Genomic DNA, 16,356 nt, shown 5'->3' on the forward strand with positions numbered 1-16,356 from the left:
AGGCTTATCCCGGCAAGCATTTATGGCTCTTCTCCCCATCCTGCGCTACCCCGATCCACGGCTTCATCGGCGCGCCGCGCCCGTCGACACGGTCGACGATGACGTACGCAAGCTGATCGACGACATGGCCGAGACCATGTACGAGGCGCCCGGCATCGGCCTGGCCGCGACCCAGGTGGACGTGCACCGGCGCGTCGTCGTGATCGACATCTCCGAGGACAAGTCCGGCCTGATGGCGCTGATCAATCCCCAGATCGTCGAACGCGACGGCGAGCAGGTGTGCGAGGAAGGCTGCCTGTCGGTGCCCGGTGTTTACGAAAAGGTCACCCGTGCCGAACGCGTCACGGTGCGTGCGCTCGACCGCAACGGCCACCCGTTCGAACTGGCTGCCGAAGGCCTGCTCGCGGTGTGCATCCAGCACGAAATCGACCACCTCGACGGCAAGGTCTTCGTCGAGTACCTGTCGCCGCTCAAGCTCGGCCGCATCAAGAGCAAGCTGGCCAAGAAGGCGCGCATCACCGCCTGATCCACGGCGGCGCCCGTCGCCGCCCCGCTTTTCCCGGTTCCGCCCATGTCCCTTCCGCTCCGTGTCGCCTTCGCCGGCACGCCAGAATTCGCTGCCAGCGCACTCGCCGCCATCCTCGATGCGGGCTACTCCGTGCCCTTGGTGCTGACCCAGCCCGACCGCCCCGCCGGGCGCGGCATGAAGCTGACGCCCAGCCCGGTCAAGCAGCTTGCGCTGGCGCGCGGGCTGGACGTCGACCAGCCGGAGAAGCTGCGTACCGATGAACAGCGTCAGCGCCTCGCCGCCTGTGAGCCCGACGTGCTGGTGGTGGCGGCCTACGGCCTGATCCTGCCCGCGGCGGTGCTGCAGCTGCCGCGCTACGGTTGCATCAACATCCACGCCTCGCTGTTGCCCCGCTGGCGCGGTGCCGCCCCCATCCACCGCGCCGTGGAGGCGGGCGACGCCGAGACCGGAATCACCATCATGCAGATGGACGAAGGGCTCGATACCGGCGACATGCTGTTGCGGCGGGCGATCCCGATCCGCCCCGACGACACCACCGGCACCCTGCACGACAAGCTCGCCGCGCTCGGTGCCGAATGCATCGTCGAGGCCCTCGCGGCGCTGCCCGGCGGCACCCTGTCCCGCACGCCCCAGCCTGCGGCCGGGGTGACCTACGCGAACAAGATCCATCGCGACGAAGCGGCCATCGACTGGACCCGCCCGGCGGCGGACATCGAGCGCGCGGTCCGCGCTTTCAACCCCTTCCCGGTGGCGGTGGGCAGCCTGCGCGATACCGTGATCAAGGTGTGGGCGGCGGAGGTCGTCGCGGTCCCCGCGCCGGACGCGGCCCCGGGCACCGTGCTGGCGGCGGATGCCGAGGGCGTGGTGGTCGCATGCGGGGCGCAGGCCTTGCGGCTGCGCGAACTGCAGCGCCCTGGCAGCCGGCGCCTTGCGGCCGGGGAATTCCTGCGCGGCTTCCCGGTCTGTGCCGGGGAACGGTTCGCGGTTGGCGGAGCGCAAGCCGGTTGAAAGCGGGGCCACCGGCCCCATCTACCGCCGCAAGGAATCAGCTAGCAAGGATCACCCCCATGTTCGGTAACTGGATCAAGACTTCGATACTCATGGCCGGCATCGTCGCGCTGTTCGGCGCGGTCGGCGGCGTCATCGGCGGCAAGCAGGGCATGCTGCTGGCGCTGGTGCTGGGTGGCGCGATGAACCTGTGGGCCTACTGGTTCTCCGACAAGATGGTGTTGAAGATGTACAACGCGCGCGAGGTCGACGAGGCCACCTCGCCCTATCTGTACAACATGGTGCGCGGCCTCGCCCAGCGCGCCGGGCTGCCGATGCCCAAGGTCTACATCATTGACGAGGACCAGCCCAACGCCTTCGCCACCGGGCGCAATCCCGAGCATGCCGCGGTAGCGGCCACCACCGGCATCATGCGGATGCTGTCCGAGCGCGAGCTGCGCGGCGTGATGGCGCACGAGCTGGCGCACGTGAAGAACCGCGACATCCTGATCTCCACGATCTCGGCCACCGTCGCCGGGGCGATTTCGTCGCTCGCGCAGTTCGGCATGTTCTTTGGCGGCTCGCGCGATGGCGAGGACCGGCCCAACCCGGTTGTCTCCATCATCGTCATGATCCTCGCGCCGATCGCCGGCATGCTGATCCAGATGGCGATCAGCCGCACCCGCGAATTCGGAGCCGACCGTGGTGGCGCCGAGATCTCCGGCGATCCGCAGGCGCTCGCCAGCGCGCTCGCGAAGATCGACGCCTACGCGCGCGGCATCCCGATGCACACCGCCGAGGCCCATCCGGAAACCGCGCAGATGATGATCATGAATCCGCTGTCCGGCGGCAGCCTGCGCGGGCTGTTCTCCACCCACCCCTCCACCGAGGAGCGCATCGCCCGCCTGCGCGCGATGGGATGACGGGAATGGGGGCATGACCAGCCGCCGCCTGCTGCGGCGTTTCTTCTGCGCGCTTGCCGTGTGCCTCGCACCGGCAAGCGCGTTTGCCGTCGACCTCGAGCCGCTTGCCACGCTGCCGCCCGCGCCCGCGGCGCTGCATGCAGAACTGGCGCGCGTGCAGGGGCGTGCGGTGCTGATCAACTTCTGGGCGAGCTGGTGCGAGCCCTGCCGCGACGAGATGCCCGCGCTGGTCGAGCTGGACGAGCAGGAGCCGGGGATCGCGCTGATCACCGTCGCGGTGGCCGACCGTGCCGCCGACAGCCGGCGCTTTCTCGACGACTACCTGCTCGACAACGTCGTGCTGATCAACGACCCGGAACAACTGATCGCCCGTGCCTGGGGTGCGCGCCTGCTGCCCACCACCATCATGCTCGACGCCGCCCATCGCCCGCGTTTTCGCGTGCGCGGCGAGGCCGACTGGCGCGCGCCCGAGCTGCGCGCCCGGCTGCGTGCGCTGACCGCTTCCGAATCCACCCCTATCCCGAAAGGAAAGACACCGTGAAACGCCGCGACTTCCTCAAGACCTCCGCGCTCGCCGCCGGCCTGGCACTGCCGGCCTGGGCGCGCGCTGCCGATACTGCCGCGCCGCTGTTCGCGCCCTCGCCGGCGGCAGGCTGGCGTGAATTCGAAGTCGTCACCCGCATCGAGCCGGTGCAGGCCGCAGGTGTGGTGCGCGCCTGGCTGCCGCTGCCTTACACCGAGGAAACCGACTGGTTCCGCCCGCTCGGCAACGCCTGGCAGGGCAATGCCGGTCTCGCCCGCGTGGTGCGCGATCCGCGCTACGGCGCGGCGATGCTGTACGCGGAATGGGCGGCCGATGCCGGCGTGCCCGAGCTGGAGATCACCAGCCGCTTCGCCACCCGCGACCGCGCGGTGGACTTCAGCCGCCCGGCGGCCCGTCCGCTGGCGTTGAGCGCCGCCGAGCACGCCCTCTACACCGGCGCCACCGAATTGCTGCCCACCGACGGCATCGTGCGCGACACCGCGCTGCAGATCACTGCCGGCGCGAAGACCGACGAGGACAAGGCGCGCGCGATCTACGAATGGGTGGTGGACAACACCTTCCGCAATCCCAAGACGCGCGGCTGCGGCATCGGCGACATCAAGGCGATGCTGGAAACCGGCAACCTGTCGGGCAAGTGTGCCGACCTCAACGCGCTCTACGTCGGCCTGGCGAGAGCCGCCGGCATTCCTGCGCGCGACGTCTACGGCGTGCGCGTGGCCGACTCGCGCTTCGGCTACAAGAGCCTGGGCAAGAGCGGCAACATCTCCAAGGCCCAGCATTGCCGCGCCGAAGTGTTCCTCGCCCGCTTCGGCTGGGTGCCGGTCGATCCCGCCGACGTGCGCAAGGTGGTGCTGGAGGAGCCGCCGGGCAACCTTGCGCTGGACGACGCCAAGGTGCGCGCGGCGCGCAAGCAGTTGTTCGGCGCATGGGAGATGAACTGGCTGGCCTACAACGTCGCCCACGACCTGGAACTGCCCGGCAGCGGCGGCGCGCCGGTGCCCTTCCTGATGTACCCGCAGGGTGAAAGCGCGCAGGGCCGCTTCGACAGCCTGGATCCGGACAGTTTCCGCTACACGCTGACGGCGCGCGAAGTCGTGCGCGCCTGAGGCAGCAGGGCCGCGGATGCCGCGGCGCTCGACAAGCCGGGGAAAAGTTTCTATCTTTTTGTACATTCGTTCAAAAAGACAGGAGACACACCATGCCCGTTTCGCGCCGTCGCGTCCTTGGCCTCGCTACCGCCCTGTGTGCGGCCGCATCGCTGCAATCGTCCGTGCTGCGCGCGGCCACTCCCGAACCGGCACGTCTGTCGGAACGCTGGGACGAAAAGCGCGCGGCGCGCCTGCTGGACCGGGCGGTCAAGCACATCGAAGCGAAGGGCGAAGCCGGCGTCGCCGACTTCAGCCGCCAGGGGCCCTTCGTCGACCGCGACCTCTATGTGTATGCGCTGGGCAGCGACGGGCGCTTTCTCGCCAGCGGCGGCTCCTCGGCCGCACTGATCGGGCAGAACGTTGCCGCCACCACCGACGCCGCGGGCAAGCCCTTCTTCCGCGAGATGCTGGATACGGCGGCGAGCCGTGGCGAAGGCCGCATCGAGTATCGCTGGCTGAACCCCGCGGACCAGCGCGAGGAACCCAAGGTCACGCTGTTCCGCAAGGTGGGCGGAATCATCGTCGCGGTGGGCTTCTATACCCCGCGCGCCACCCCGGCGCAGGCGCGTGCGCTGCTGGATCAGGCTGCGGCCGCGCTGGCCCGCGACAGCGGCGCCGCGCTGGGCGAATTCCAGCAGGTGGGCGGCCGCTTCATCCAGGACGACCTGTATGTGTTCGTCGTCGACATGGGCGACGGGCGCTTTCTCGCCCACGGCGCCACCCCCGCGCTGGTGGGCCGCGACGCGCGCGAACTGCGCGATCCCAAGGGCAAGGCACTGATCACCGACATGATCAATGTCGCGCGCAAGAAGGGTGAAGGCGAACTCGACTACGCCTGGCAAAACCCGGTGACGGCCAAGCTGGAAAGCAAGCACACGTATTTCCGCGTGGTCGACGGCAAGCTGCTCGGTGTAGGCTACTACACCCGCTGACCGGTGCCCCAGAGCCCGGCGGCGTCATCACCCTGACATAGAGGAGATTTACCCCATGGCTACCGTCACCCTGGGCGGCAACCCGATTTCCATCGCCGGCCGCTTTCCGCAAGTGGGCGAAAGCGCCCCGGCCTTTGCGCTGACCACCCCGGAGCTGGCCGATGTCGGCCTCGACACCTGGGCCGGCAAGCGCAAGGTGCTCAACATCGTGCCCAGCCTCGACACCCCGACCTGCGCGACCTCCACCCGGCGCTTCAACGCCGAGGCCGGCGCGCTGGCCAACACCGTGGTGCTGGTGATCTCGGGCGACCTGCCCTTTGCCGCCAAGCGCTTCTGCGCGGCCGAGGGGCTCGACAACGTCAAGACGCTGTCGACCTTCCGCAACCCCGGTTTTGCCCGTGACTACGGCGTCGCGATCAGCTCCGGTCCGCTCGCCGGCCTCACCGCGCGCGCGGTGGTCGTGGTCGACGAGAACGACAAGGTCATCCATGCCGAGCTGGTGTCGGAGATCAAGAACGAACCGGACTACGCCGCCGCGCTCGCGGTGCTGAAGTAATTCCGGCGGCGCCGGCACTGCGGCGGCGGGCCTGCGGGCCCGCCGCCTTTGTTTTTGCGCGTGCTTTTCCCGCGTCCCTCCGGAGTTGCCCTTGCAGCCTGCCCGAATTCCTCCCCGCACCCTGCTCGCGCTCGTCCTGCTCACCCTGTTCTGGGGGGTGAACTGGCCGGTCATGAAGTTCTCGCTGCGCGAGATCACGCCCCTGTACTTCCGCGCCCTCACGGTCAGCGGCGGCCTGCTGCTGCTGATCGCGTGGTTCCGTCTGCGCGGCGTCAGCCTGCGCGTACCGCGGCGGGAGTGGGGACGGGTGATGCTGCTCGCCCTGCCCAACATCGCCGGCTGGTACTGCTTCTCGATCTTCGGCGTGCAGGCGCTCGCGTCCGGCCGCGCCGCCATCCTGGGCTTCACGATGCCGATCTGGACCGTGCTGCTGGGCGTGCTGTTCTTTCGCGAACGCATGAACCCGCGTCTGTGGCTGGCCACCGCCTGCGCCGCCGCGGCGGTGCTGTTGCTGCTGTGGCACGAGCTGGGGCAGCTCTCCGGGCGCCCGCTCGGCATGGCGTGGATGCTGGCGGCGGCCGCGTCGTGGGCGCTGGGCACGCTGTTGCTGAAACGGCTCGCCCCGGCGGTCTCCACCGAGGCGCTCACGGTCGGCATGCTGGTGTGCGCGCTGCCCGTGCTATGGGTACTGGCGGTGCTGAAGGAGCCGGTGCCGACGCTGCAGTTCTCGTTGCCGATGTGGGTGGCGGTGGGCTACGGCGTCGTCATCGCCTGCGCCGCGGCCCAGGTGCTGTGGTTCTCGATCGCGCGCAGCCTGCCGCCGGTGGCCAGCGCGCTGTCGGTGATGATGATTCCGGTGATCGGGCTAGCGTCGGCGATGCCGATCACCGGCGAACGACCGCATCCGCAAGACCTCGCTGCGGCGGTGCTGATCATGCTGGCGCTGTCGGCAGCGCTGTTGCCGCGCCGCGCGGGCTGAGCGCCCGCCGGTTCAGGCGCGGATCGAGAACGGCGTGAAGTCGGTGTCGCGGTCGTAGTAGTCCTCGCGCTCGGCGCGCTTCAGGAAGGCCACGATGCGGTAGGTGAGCGGCGTGAACACCACTTCGACCATCACCTTGGAGACAAACTGGCCGACCATGACGGCGGGCAGCAACTCGTTGGGGATCAGCCCGGAGTTCCAGAACGCGAGCGGGTAGAACAGCAGCGAATCGACGCCTTCGCCCACCACCGTGGAGCCGATCGTGCGCGCCCACAGATGGCGGCCCTCGGTCCAGACCTTCATCTTCGCCAGCACGAAGGAATTGACGAACTCGCCGCAGAAGAAGGCCGTGAGCGACGCCGCGACGATGCGCCAGGTGGAGCCGTAGGCGATCTCGTAGGCCGCCTGGTTCTGCCAGCCCGGGGCCGGCGGCAGTTTCACCACCACCCAGGCCATCAGCGAGGCGAAGATCATCGCGCCGAAACCGGCCCAGATCACCCGCCGCGCGCGGGCGTAGCCATAGACCTCGGTCAGCACGTCGCCAAAGATGTAGGAGATCGGGAAGAACAGCACGCCGGCGCCGAAGGTCACCGCGCCGATCAGCGGCAGTTCGATCTGCGCCGCCTTGGCCGGGCCGATGAGGTTGGAGCACAGATAGACGGCAACGAAGGCCGCCATCACGAACTCGTAGTAGCGGTACTGCCGCGGCGCGGCGGGCGTGGGGTTCATGCGGGCTCCGGGGGAGGCGGGTGCTGCGCTGGGGTTCCGGTTTTCCCTCCCCTTCAAGGCGAGGCGGGGGTGTGGGACGGGTTCGACGGCCACCGCAGCCTTTCCGTGGACGGGCGAGGCGGCGCGTCGGGCGTCGGGCTGCGGCAAGGGCGCCAGTGTCGCAGCGCGCACGCGCGCTTTCAACGCACCGCGCGGCCGGGCGAACATCTGCGGCCGCGGCCGGTCACAATCGCGCCTTCGTTGGGGAGTACGGAATGGAACGTGGAGGACTGCGCCGGCTGGCGCTGCTCGGATGGCTGGCTGTCTCTGCCGCTGCGCTGCCGGCGGCCGGTGCGCAATGGCAGGGCGCCGCGTTCGAAGGCGACCGCGCCGCGCTGGAGCGACTGGCGCGGGCCGGGGCGCGGGTGATCCGGGTCTATCGGGAATCCGACGCCTGGGTGCTGGATGCCGCGCAGCAACTGGGGCTGAAGGTGGTGATGGGCTTGTGGGTCGGTCATCCGCGCCACGGCGTGCGGCTGGAGGACGAGACGGTGCTGCGCGCCCACGAGGCCGCGCTGCGCGACTTCGTGACGCGCCACCGCGACCATCCGGCGCTGCTGGCCTGGGGCGTGGGCAACGAGGTCGAGACCGGCACCGCCGACCACCTTGCCGTGTGGCGCCGCATCGACCGCCTCGCCGGCGTGGTGAAGGCCGCCGACCCGCGCCACCCGACGCTGATGGTGGTGGCGGACACCGGCATGGCGCAGCTCCGGCAACTGGCCGATTGCTGCGCCCATGTCGACATGCTCGGCATCAACGTCTATGCCGGCGCGGTGTTCGACCTGCCGCAACGGCTGGCCGAGGCCGGCATTGCCAAGCCGGTGGTGGTGGCCGAACTCGGTCCGCTCGGCCAGTGGCAGGCGGGGCGCAAGCCCTGGGGTGCGCCGGTGGAACTCACCAGCAGCCAGAAGGCCGCGTTCTACCGCGATGCGCTCGCCTTCCTGCGCCAGCAGCCGCAGATCGCCGGCGTGTTTCCGTTCCTGTGGGGCGCCAAGCAGGAGCAGACCGCCACCTGGCACGGCCTGCTGCTGGCCGACGGCAGCGCCACCGCGATGAGCGATGCGCTCGCGGCCGCCTGGGGCCGGCCGGAGACGCATGCCGCGCCGGTGATTCGCGGCATCGGCATCGCCGCCGACGAATTCGCGCCCGGGCAGGAGATCTCCGCCGGGGTGGATGCGATCGCGCCCGACGGTGCACCGCTGGTCACCGACTGGGCGGTTTTCGCCGAGGCCACCGATCTGCGCAAGGGCGGCGATGTCGAGACCGCGCCGCCGCGCGTGGCGGTGCAACTGCGCCATGCCGATGCCGCCAGCGTGCGCTTCGTCGCGCCACAGGCCCCCGGTGCCTACCGCCTCTTCCTCACCGTGCGCGACGGCCGCGGCAAGGTCGCCACCGCCAACCTGCCCTTCCTGGTGCGCTGAAGCGCTTGCCGCCGGCCCGGTGCTGACGTAGCGTCGCCGGCTTTGCCGAGGAGAACGCTTGCGATGATGGCCTTGCTGCAGCGCGTGACGCGCGCCCGGGTGACGGTGGACGGCGCGACCACCGGCGAGATCGGTACCGGCCTGCTGGCGCTGGTGTGCGCCGAGCAGGGCGACACCGAAGCCGAGGCCGACAAGCTGCTCGCCAAGCTCCTCAAGCTGCGCATCTTTGCCGACGAGGGCGGACGCATGAACCGCTCGCTGCACGAGGTCGGCGGCGGTCTGCTGGTCGTCAGCCAGTTCACGCTCGCGGCCGATACCAGCGGCGGCAACCGGCCGAGCTTCGCCAACGCCGCGCCCGCCGACACCGGACGGGCGCTGTACGAGCATTTCGTCGCCCGTGCGCGCGCGCAGCATGGCGAGGTTGCCACCGGCCGCTTCGGCGCGATGATGCAGGTCGAGCTGGTCAATGACGGTCCGGTTACGATCCCGCTGCGCATCCCGCCCGCAAGCGCGGGTTGACGCAAGGCCGCTTCAGGCCACGGTTTCGGGCAGCGGGATGAACTCGGCGTTGTCGTTGGGCGGCAGCGGAATGCGTCCCGCGCGCCAGTCGGCCTTGGCCTGTTCGATGCGGTCCTTGCGCGACGACACGAAGTTCCACCAGATGTGGCGTTCGCCCACCGGCTCGCCGCCCAGCAGCATCACCGTGGCATCGTCGAGCGCGCGCAGCGTGGGCGCCTCGGCCTGCCCGAACACCAGCATGCGGCCGGCGCCGTAGGCTGTGCCGTCGATCTCGATGCGGCCGTCCACCACATAGGCGGCGCGTTCGCTGTAGTCGCCCGGCAGCGCCACCGCGCTGCCCGCGGTCAGCTTCACGTGCAGGTAGAACATCGGCGACAGCGTGCGTACCGGGCTTGCGAGGCCGAACGCCTTTCCGGCGATCACCCGCAGCCACAGTCCCCCTTCGGTGGCGGTGGGCAGCAGCGCCGCCGGATAGTGGTCGAACGCGGGCGCTGTCTCCTCGTGCTCGGCCGGCAGCGCCACCCAGGACTGCAGCAGCTCCAGCCCGGTGCCGGCGAACGCGGCCGGGCTGTCGAAGCGTTCCGAATGCACGATGCCGCGCCCCGCCGTCATCCAGTTCACCTCGCCCGGCCGGATCGGCTGCTCCATGCCCAGGCTGTCGCGGTGGGTGATCTCGCCGCCGAGCAGGTAGCTCACCGTGGCCAGGCCGATATGCGGATGGGGGCGCACGTCGGCAAGGCGGGCGAGTTCCGGCGGCAGCCGCACCGGGCCGGCATGGTCCAGGAAGATGAAGGGGCCGACCATGCGCCGCCGCGCGTACGGCAGGATGCGCTGCACGACAAGGCCGTGGCCGAGATCGGCGCGGCGCGGTTCGATCAGGAGTTCGGGCATGGCGGCCTCTGTCAGCGCGGGGATAGAGTCCAATATGGCCGGTCGCCACTGCTTTCGCCAGCGCGATTGCTTGCCGCGGGGGTGTCGGCGGCGTAGCGTTGTTCCGGATCAGCCAACGCAGCAAGGAGGACGCGATGCGCGCGATGGTGTTGGATACCCCCGGCCAGCCGCTGCGGCCCGCGGTGCTGCCGCAGCCGACGCCCGGCCCGGGCCAGGTACTGCTGAAGGTGGAAGCCTGCGGCGTGTGTCGCACCGATCTGCACCTGGTCGACGGCGAATTGCCCGAGCCGCGCCTGCCGGTGGTGCCGGGCCACGAGATCGTCGGCCGCGTCGTCGCCACCGGGCCCGGTGTCACCGCACTGCGCATCGGCCAGCGCGCCGGCGTGCCGTGGCTGGGCTGGACCTGCGGCGAATGCAGCTATTGCCGCGGCGGCCACGAGAACCTGTGTGACGCCGCACGCTTCACCGGCTACACGCTGGACGGCGGCTACGCGGAATACACCGTGGCCGACCAGCGTTACTGCTTTCCGCTGCCCGACCCGCTGCCGGCGGTGGAACTGGCGCCGCTGCTGTGCGCCGGCCTGATCGGCTACCGCGCGCTGGCGATGGCGGGCGACGCTGAGCGCATCGGCATCTACGGCTTCGGCGCCGCGGCCCACATCCTCGCCCAGGTGCTGGTGCATCAAGGGCGCGCCTTCTATGCCTTCACCCGTCCGGGCGATCTCGCCGGCCAGGGCTTTGCCCGCCGTCTCGGTGCCGCCTGGGCCGGCGGCAGCGACGAGGCGCCTGACCAGGCGCTGGACGCGGCGCTGATCTTCGCCCCCGCCGGCCCGCTGGTGCCGGCCGCGCTGCGGGCGGTGCGCAAGGGCGGCACCGTGGTCTGCGCCGGCATCCACATGAGCGATATCCCCGCCTTCCCGTACGACATCCTGTGGGGCGAGCGCGTGCTGCGGTCCGTCGCCAACCTCACCCGCGCGGACGGCGAACGCTTCCTCCGGATCGTGGCCGACAACCCGGTGCGCAGCCACGTGCAGGTCTATCGGCTGGACCAGGCCAACGAAGCGCTCGACGCGCTGCGGCTGGGGCGGATCGAAGGGGCGGCGGTGCTGGTGCCGGAGTGAGCTTCGCGCACCCGGCCTACAGCGCGGCGAGTTGCTCGCCGAGGTCGCGGCGCAGCCAGTCCACCAGCACCCGCGTGCGGGTCGGCAGCAGGCGGGCGTGCGGAAAGGCCACGTGCACCGGCCGCGGCGGCAGCTCGAAGGCTTCCAGCACCGGCAGCAGGCGGCCGGCGTGCAGGTCGTCGGCGATCTGGTAGGCGATGAAGGTGCCCAGTCCCATGCCGGCGCGGCAGGCGTCCAGCGCCGGGGCCACATGGTTGTAGGTGAGGCGGCCGTCCACCGTCATGCCGAATTCGTGGCCGTCATCGATGAAGCGCCACCAGCCGGCGCTGTTGCCGTTGAACACGATGCACTCGTGCGCCGCGAGTTCGCGCGGATGCTGCGGCGTGCCGCGGGCGGCGAGGTAGGCGGGGGCGGCGACGACGATGCGGCGCAGGGTGCCCAGCGCATGGGCGACCAGCGACTGGTCCTCGATCGCGCCGATGCGAACCGCCACGTCGATGTGTTCTTCGAGCAGGTTCACCACCCGGTCGTGCAGGCGCAGCTCCACCCGCATCTGTCCGTAGTGCTGGACGAAGCGGGTGAGCGCCGGCGCGACGTGCTGCTGGCCGAACATCACCGGCGCGGTCACCACCACCCGTCCGCTCGGCACCACCGCGTCGCTCGCCAGCGCGGCTTCCGCGTCATGGATGTCGGCGAGGATCTGGCGGCAGCGCGCAAGGTAGTCGCGGCCTTCGTCGGTCAGCGACAGCCGGCGGGTGCTGCGGTTGAACAGCCGCACCCCCAGTCCGGCCTCGAGCGCGGCCAGCGTGCGCACCACCACCGGCAGCGAGATGTCGAGGCTGTCGGCGGCCGCGGTCAGGCTGCCACCGTCGGCGATCGCCACCGCGATCTGCATCGCCTTGAGCTTGTCCATGGGTTTGATTGCTGCGGAAATGAAAGGAGTCTAATCCGTGGCCATCATTTATTGCGCAGTACGGATTACTGACAATGGACTCACCCATTCCGAAGGAGACTCCGATGACCCGCTCCATCCCCCAAGGCGAACTGGTGCTGTACGGCCTGCCGCTGTCCGGCCACTGCCACCGCGTCGCGCTGTTCCTGTCGCTGCTGCGCCTGCCCTACCGCTACGAAAACGTGGATCTCGCCGGCGGCGCGCATCGCCGGCCGGACTTCCTCGCGCTCAATCCCTTCGGCCAGATCCCGGTGCTGAAGGACGGCGAGCAGGTCATCGCCGATTCCAACGCCATCCTGGTGTATCTCGCGCGGCGCTACGGCGGCGGCGAGGAGATCGACTGGCTGCCGGACGAGCCGGTGGCCGCCGCCGAGGTGCAGCGCTGGTTCTCCGCTGCCGCCGGCCTGCTCGCCTTCGGCCCGGCGCGGGCGCGGCTCAAACATGTGTTCGGCGCGCCGATCGACTACGACGCCGCGGTCGAACTCGCCAACCGTCTGCTGCCGGTGATGGAGGCCGAACTGGCGCACCGGCCGTATCTCGCGGCGGACGCGCCGACGCTGGCCGACATCGCGCTCTACAGCTACACCGCGCACGCACCGGAAGGCGGCATCTCTCTGCAGCCCTATCCGCACATCCGCGCCTGGCTGGCCCGCGTCGAGGCGCTACCCGGCTTCGTCGGCATGCCGCGCTCGGCGCTGCCCGCGGGAGCGTGATCATGGCGCCGGTCGAACCCGTTGCCGGCACTGCCGCCTTCCACGCCGGCGAACGCCTGCTGCAGGAGCGCGTCGGCAAGGCCGCGCAGATGGCGGAGATCGGCGCGCGCGTGATCCGCGACTATATGCCGGAGCAGCACCGCAGCTTCTTCGCGCAACTGCCCTTTGTGGTGCTCGGCGCCGCCGACGCCGAAGGGCGACCGTGGGCGACCCTGCTGGCCGGGCCGCCGGGCTTCGTCAGCTCGCCGGATAGCCACACCCTGCGCATCGACACGCGACCGGGTGCGGGCGATCCGCTGGCCGGGGCGATCCGCGTTGGCGCCACGGTGGCGCTGCTCGGCCTGGAACCGCCGACGCGCCGGCGCAACCGCATGAACGGCCGCGTCGAGGCCGCAGATGCCGCGGGCTTCAGCGTCGAGGTGCGCGAGAGCTTCGGCAACTGCCCGAAGTACATCCAGGCGCGCAGTGCGGAATTCGTGGCCGGCGCGCGGGCGTCCGCTCCGCCGCAGACGCTGGAACCGGCGGATGACAGCCTGCGCCGCGTGGTGGCCGCCGCCGACACCCTGTTCATCGCCACCGCCCACCCGCCCGGTGGCGACGACCCGGCGGCGCGCTACGGCGCCGACGTCTCCCACCGCGGCGGCAAGCCAGGCTTCGTGCGCTGGGACGCAGCCGCCGACGGCACGGTGACGCTGACCCTGCCCGACTTCGCCGGCAACAACTTCTTCAACACCTTCGGCAACATCGTGCTCGACCCGCGCGTGGGGCTGGTGTTCGTCGATATCACCGGCGCGGCGGAGGACGGCGTGGCCGACCTCTTCCATGTCGCCGGCCACGCGGAGATCGTCGAGGACGCGGCGGCGGTGGCGGCCTTTGCCGGCGCGCTGCGGCTGCTGCGGGTGCGTGTCGATGCGGTGTTGCGGCGGCCAAAGGCGTTGCCGCTGCGGTGGGGCGCGGAGGTCGAGTTTTCGCCGTTTCTGGAGGGGACGGGGGTCTGGTAAGGCCCGCAGGGGCGCAGGCGCTGCAGAAGCAGAGGCTCCCGGGCTCGTCGTTCTGCTCCCTTTCCTTCGAGGGGGTGAGGCAGGGGTTTCGGCGAGCACTGCTCGCCGCCGGTCGAACGACGGAGTGAAGCGGAGGCTATCGGGTTGGCCCGATTTGCTCCCTCCCCTTCAAGGGGAGGGTTGGGGTGGGGATGGGGTACGCGGCCGCTCAGCCCAACCCCATCCCCCTCCTAACCTCCCCCTTGAAGGGGAGGAACAGGGTTTCTAACCACTCTAGGAGGGGGAAGAACAGCCCCCTCACCCCATCCGCCGCCTCAGCAAATGTGCGATGACAAAGGTCATCACCGTCTCCCCGCGCTGATTCAGCGCCGCGTACCGCAGCCGCGCGATCCCGCGGTCCGGCTTGGATGACGACGGTCGGGTCTCCAGCACTTCGACTTCGCAATGCAGGGTGTCGCCCGGGCGTACCGGTGCGAGCCAGCGCAGTTCGTCAATGCCCGGCGAACCCAGGCTGGACTGCGCCAGCACGCCGGTCTGGATGAACAGGCGGAAGCACAGCGCCAGGCTCTGGAAGCCGCTGGCGATCAGGCCGCCGTAGGGCGATTGTTCCGCGGCGCCGGTGTCGAGGTGGAAGGGCTGCGGGTCGTAGCGCCAGGCAAAGTCGATGATCTCCGCCTCGGTCAGCGTCACGCCGCCGGTGCGAAAGGTCTGGCCGGGCTGCAGGTCGTCGAGGTAGCGGGTGTCCATCGCGTTTCTCCTGGGGACTACTGGAAGGCCACTTCGGCGAAGCTGCGCAGCTTGCGGCTATGGAGCCGGTCCACGCCCTGATCGCGCAGGCGTTCGAGCGCGCGGATGCCGATGCGCAGGTGCTGGTCCACCCGTTCGCGGTAGAAGTGGTTGGCCATGCCGGGCAGTTTGATCTCGCCATGCAGCGGCTTGTCGCTGACGCACAACAGGGTGCCGTAGGGCACGCGGAAGCGGAAGCCGTTGGCGGCGATGGTGGCCGACTCCATGTCGAGCGCCACCGCGCGGCTCTGGCTGAAGCGGCGCTCGGGCGAACTCGCCATGCCGTGCGAGGGCAGCAGCTCCCAGTTGCGGTTGTCGGTGGTGGCGACGGTGCCGGTGCGCATCAGCCGCTTCAGCTCGTAGCCGCTCAGCCGGGTGACGTCCTCCACCGCGGCTTCGAGCGCGAGCTGCACCTCGGCCAGCGGCGGGATCGGCACCCACAGCGGCAGCTCCTCGTCGAGCACGTGGTCTTCGCGCACATAGCCGTGGGCGAGCACGTAGTCGCCGAGCTGCTGCGTGTTGCGCAGCCCGGCGCAGTGGCCGAGCATGATCCAGGCATGCGGGCGCAGCACCGCGATATGGTCGGTGATGGTCTTGGCGTTGGCCGGACCGACGCCGATGTTCACCATCGTGATGCCGGCGCGGTCGCCGCGCACCAGATGGTAGGCCGGCATCTGCGGCAGCCGCGGCGGCGCGCTGCCGAGTTCGTCGCCGGGGCGCGGCGGCTGGTCCGCCGGGCGGGTGACGACGTTGCCCGGTTCGACGAAGGCCTCGTAGCCGTGACTGCCGCCTTCGGCCATGAGGGCATGGCCGAGCTTGATGAATTCGTCGATGTAGAACTGGTAGTTGGTGAACAGCACGAAGTTCTGGAAGTGCTCCGGCACCGTGCCGGTGTAGTGGCGCAGCCGGTGCAGCGAGTAATCCACCCGCGGGGCGGTGAACAGCGCCAGCGGGTGTGCCTCGCCGGGGCGGGGTTCGTGGGTGCCGTTGGCGATGCCGTCGTCCATCGCGTTGAGGTCAGGCAGGTCGAACAGGTCGCGCAGCTGTTCGCGCCGCGCCAGGCCGAGTTCGCCTTCGATGTGGTCGTGCGCGCCCACCGAGAAATGCAGCGGAATCGGCTGGGTGCCGGTGCCGATCTCCAGCGCCACGCCGTGGTTCTGCAGCAGCAGGCGGAACTGTTCGAGGTAGTAGTCGGCGAAGAGGTCGGGCCGCGTCAGCGTGGTCTCGTAGGTGCCGGGCCCGGCGACGAAACCATAGGACAGGCGCGAATCCGCGCGCGCCACGGTGCCGGTGCGCACCCGCACGAAGGGGTAGCAGGCGCGCACATGGCGGCCGATGTCCTCGCCGGCGACGAAGCGCTGCAAGGTGGTGCGCAGATGGTTGACGCTGGCATCGTAGATGGTGGCGACGCGGGCCAGCGCGGCGGCCGCGTCGTCAAAGCGTTCGGGGGCGAAATAGGGGGCATCCGGGCTCACGGCATCTCCCGTGTCGGTCGTCGTTGTGCTGCCATGTTACACGGCGCGCCCTGCGCCTTCCGCGGTGCCGGCGGCATACGCCACCGCACGTAAGATTCGATACATTTCAGC

18 protein-coding genes are annotated in these 16,356 nt (G+C 70.2%); 13 read left to right on the plus strand and 5 right to left on the minus strand.

Annotated elements, in window-relative coordinates; translation table 11 throughout:
• Nucleotides 1-22: 22 nt before the first annotated feature.
• The 8 genes from def to dqs_RS00585 all read left to right on the plus strand — a co-directional run bounded on the left by def (nucleotide 23) and on the right by dqs_RS00585 (nucleotide 6,598).
• On the plus strand, nucleotides 23-526 hold the full coding sequence (gene def, locus dqs_RS00550; RefSeq protein ID WP_065339368.1) for a peptide deformylase: 504 nt from the start codon (nucleotides 23-25) through the stop codon (nucleotides 524-526).
• A gap of 45 nt (nucleotides 527-571) precedes the next feature.
• Nucleotides 572-1,537: a methionyl-tRNA formyltransferase gene (gene fmt / locus dqs_RS00555; protein ID WP_065339369.1), complete on the plus strand. Its 966-nt coding sequence runs from the start codon at nucleotides 572-574 to the stop codon at nucleotides 1,535-1,537.
• A gap of 59 nt (nucleotides 1,538-1,596) precedes the next feature.
• Complete coding sequence (gene htpX / locus dqs_RS00560; RefSeq protein ID WP_011763838.1) at nucleotides 1,597-2,439, plus strand: zinc metalloprotease HtpX; 843 nt, start codon at nucleotides 1,597-1,599, stop codon at nucleotides 2,437-2,439.
• A gap of 13 nt (nucleotides 2,440-2,452) precedes the next feature.
• Entirely contained in the window at nucleotides 2,453-2,980 is a 528-nt protein-coding gene (locus dqs_RS00565; protein WP_065339370.1) for a TlpA family protein disulfide reductase, read from the plus strand.
• Nucleotides 2,977-4,089, plus strand: coding sequence for a transglutaminase-like domain-containing protein (locus dqs_RS00570; protein WP_011763840.1), 1,113 nt, complete (start codon nucleotides 2,977-2,979; stop codon nucleotides 4,087-4,089). The genes dqs_RS00565 and dqs_RS00570 overlap by 4 nt, the downstream gene beginning before the upstream one ends.
• A gap of 92 nt (nucleotides 4,090-4,181) precedes the next feature.
• Nucleotides 4,182-5,063, plus strand: a complete 882-nt coding sequence (locus dqs_RS00575) for a cache domain-containing protein (protein ID WP_011763841.1) — start codon at nucleotides 4,182-4,184, stop codon at nucleotides 5,061-5,063.
• A 55-nt stretch (nucleotides 5,064-5,118) separates the two neighbouring features.
• Entirely contained in the window at nucleotides 5,119-5,619 is a 501-nt protein-coding gene (tpx, locus tag dqs_RS00580; RefSeq protein ID WP_011763842.1) for a thiol peroxidase, read from the plus strand.
• Nucleotides 5,620-5,710: 91 nt separating this feature from the next.
• Complete coding sequence (locus dqs_RS00585; RefSeq protein WP_065339371.1) at nucleotides 5,711-6,598, plus strand: DMT family transporter; 888 nt, start codon at nucleotides 5,711-5,713, stop codon at nucleotides 6,596-6,598.
• 12 nt (nucleotides 6,599-6,610) lie between these two features.
• Here the strand turns inward: dqs_RS00585 and dqs_RS00590 are convergent, their stop codons facing one another.
• Nucleotides 6,611-7,327: a queuosine precursor transporter gene (locus dqs_RS00590; RefSeq protein ID WP_011763844.1), complete on the minus strand. Its 717-nt coding sequence runs from the start codon at nucleotides 7,325-7,327 to the stop codon at nucleotides 6,611-6,613.
• Between the two features lie 254 nt (nucleotides 7,328-7,581).
• Here dqs_RS00590 and dqs_RS00595 point away from each other — a divergent pair, with 254 nt between their 5' ends.
• Both dqs_RS00595 and dtd read left to right on the plus strand, forming a co-directional pair.
• Nucleotides 7,582-8,787, plus strand: a complete 1,206-nt coding sequence (locus dqs_RS00595; RefSeq protein ID WP_065339372.1) for a glycoside hydrolase family 2 TIM barrel-domain containing protein — start codon at nucleotides 7,582-7,584, stop codon at nucleotides 8,785-8,787.
• A gap of 63 nt (nucleotides 8,788-8,850) precedes the next feature.
• Nucleotides 8,851-9,306, plus strand: coding sequence for a D-aminoacyl-tRNA deacylase (dtd, locus tag dqs_RS00600; protein WP_065339373.1), 456 nt, complete (start codon nucleotides 8,851-8,853; stop codon nucleotides 9,304-9,306).
• A 12-nt stretch (nucleotides 9,307-9,318) separates the two neighbouring features.
• Here the strand turns inward: dtd and dqs_RS00605 are convergent, their stop codons facing one another.
• Nucleotides 9,319-10,197, minus strand: coding sequence for a pirin family protein (locus dqs_RS00605; protein WP_011763847.1), 879 nt, complete (start codon nucleotides 10,195-10,197; stop codon nucleotides 9,319-9,321).
• Nucleotides 10,198-10,331: 134 nt separating this feature from the next.
• On the opposite strand from dqs_RS00605, the gene dqs_RS00610 reads away from it, so the two are divergent.
• Nucleotides 10,332-11,318 (plus strand): zinc-dependent alcohol dehydrogenase family protein, encoded by a 987-nt coding sequence (locus dqs_RS00610; RefSeq protein WP_065341578.1) that lies wholly within the window; start codon nucleotides 10,332-10,334, stop codon nucleotides 11,316-11,318.
• 16 nt (nucleotides 11,319-11,334) lie between these two features.
• On the opposite strand, the gene dqs_RS00615 is transcribed toward dqs_RS00610, so the two are convergent.
• Nucleotides 11,335-12,231 carry a LysR family transcriptional regulator gene (locus dqs_RS00615; protein ID WP_065339374.1) on the minus strand — a complete coding sequence of 299 codons (897 nt, stop codon included), beginning with the start codon at nucleotides 12,229-12,231 and terminating at the stop codon, nucleotides 11,335-11,337.
• 104 nt (nucleotides 12,232-12,335) lie between these two features.
• Between dqs_RS00615 and dqs_RS00620 the strand changes: the two genes are divergently transcribed.
• On the plus strand, nucleotides 12,336-12,983 hold the full coding sequence (locus dqs_RS00620) for a glutathione S-transferase family protein (RefSeq protein WP_065339375.1): 648 nt from the start codon (nucleotides 12,336-12,338) through the stop codon (nucleotides 12,981-12,983).
• A gap of 2 nt (nucleotides 12,984-12,985) precedes the next feature.
• Nucleotides 12,986-13,984, plus strand: coding sequence for a pyridoxamine 5'-phosphate oxidase family protein (locus dqs_RS00625; protein WP_065339376.1), 999 nt, complete (start codon nucleotides 12,986-12,988; stop codon nucleotides 13,982-13,984).
• A gap of 297 nt (nucleotides 13,985-14,281) precedes the next feature.
• On the opposite strand, the gene dqs_RS00630 is transcribed toward dqs_RS00625, so the two are convergent.
• Both dqs_RS00630 and dqs_RS00635 read right to left on the minus strand, forming a co-directional pair.
• Nucleotides 14,282-14,731: a MaoC family dehydratase gene (locus dqs_RS00630; RefSeq protein WP_065339377.1), complete on the minus strand. Its 450-nt coding sequence runs from the start codon at nucleotides 14,729-14,731 to the stop codon at nucleotides 14,282-14,284.
• 17 nt (nucleotides 14,732-14,748) lie between these two features.
• Nucleotides 14,749-16,245 carry an AMP nucleosidase gene (locus dqs_RS00635; protein ID WP_011763853.1) on the minus strand — a complete coding sequence of 499 codons (1,497 nt, stop codon included), beginning with the start codon at nucleotides 16,243-16,245 and terminating at the stop codon, nucleotides 14,749-14,751.
• Nucleotides 16,246-16,356: the final 111 nt, after the last annotated feature.

The organism is Azoarcus olearius, assembly GCF_001682385.1.
In the GTDB taxonomy this organism is placed as follows: Bacteria; Pseudomonadota; Gammaproteobacteria; order Burkholderiales; family Rhodocyclaceae; genus Azoarcus; species Azoarcus olearius.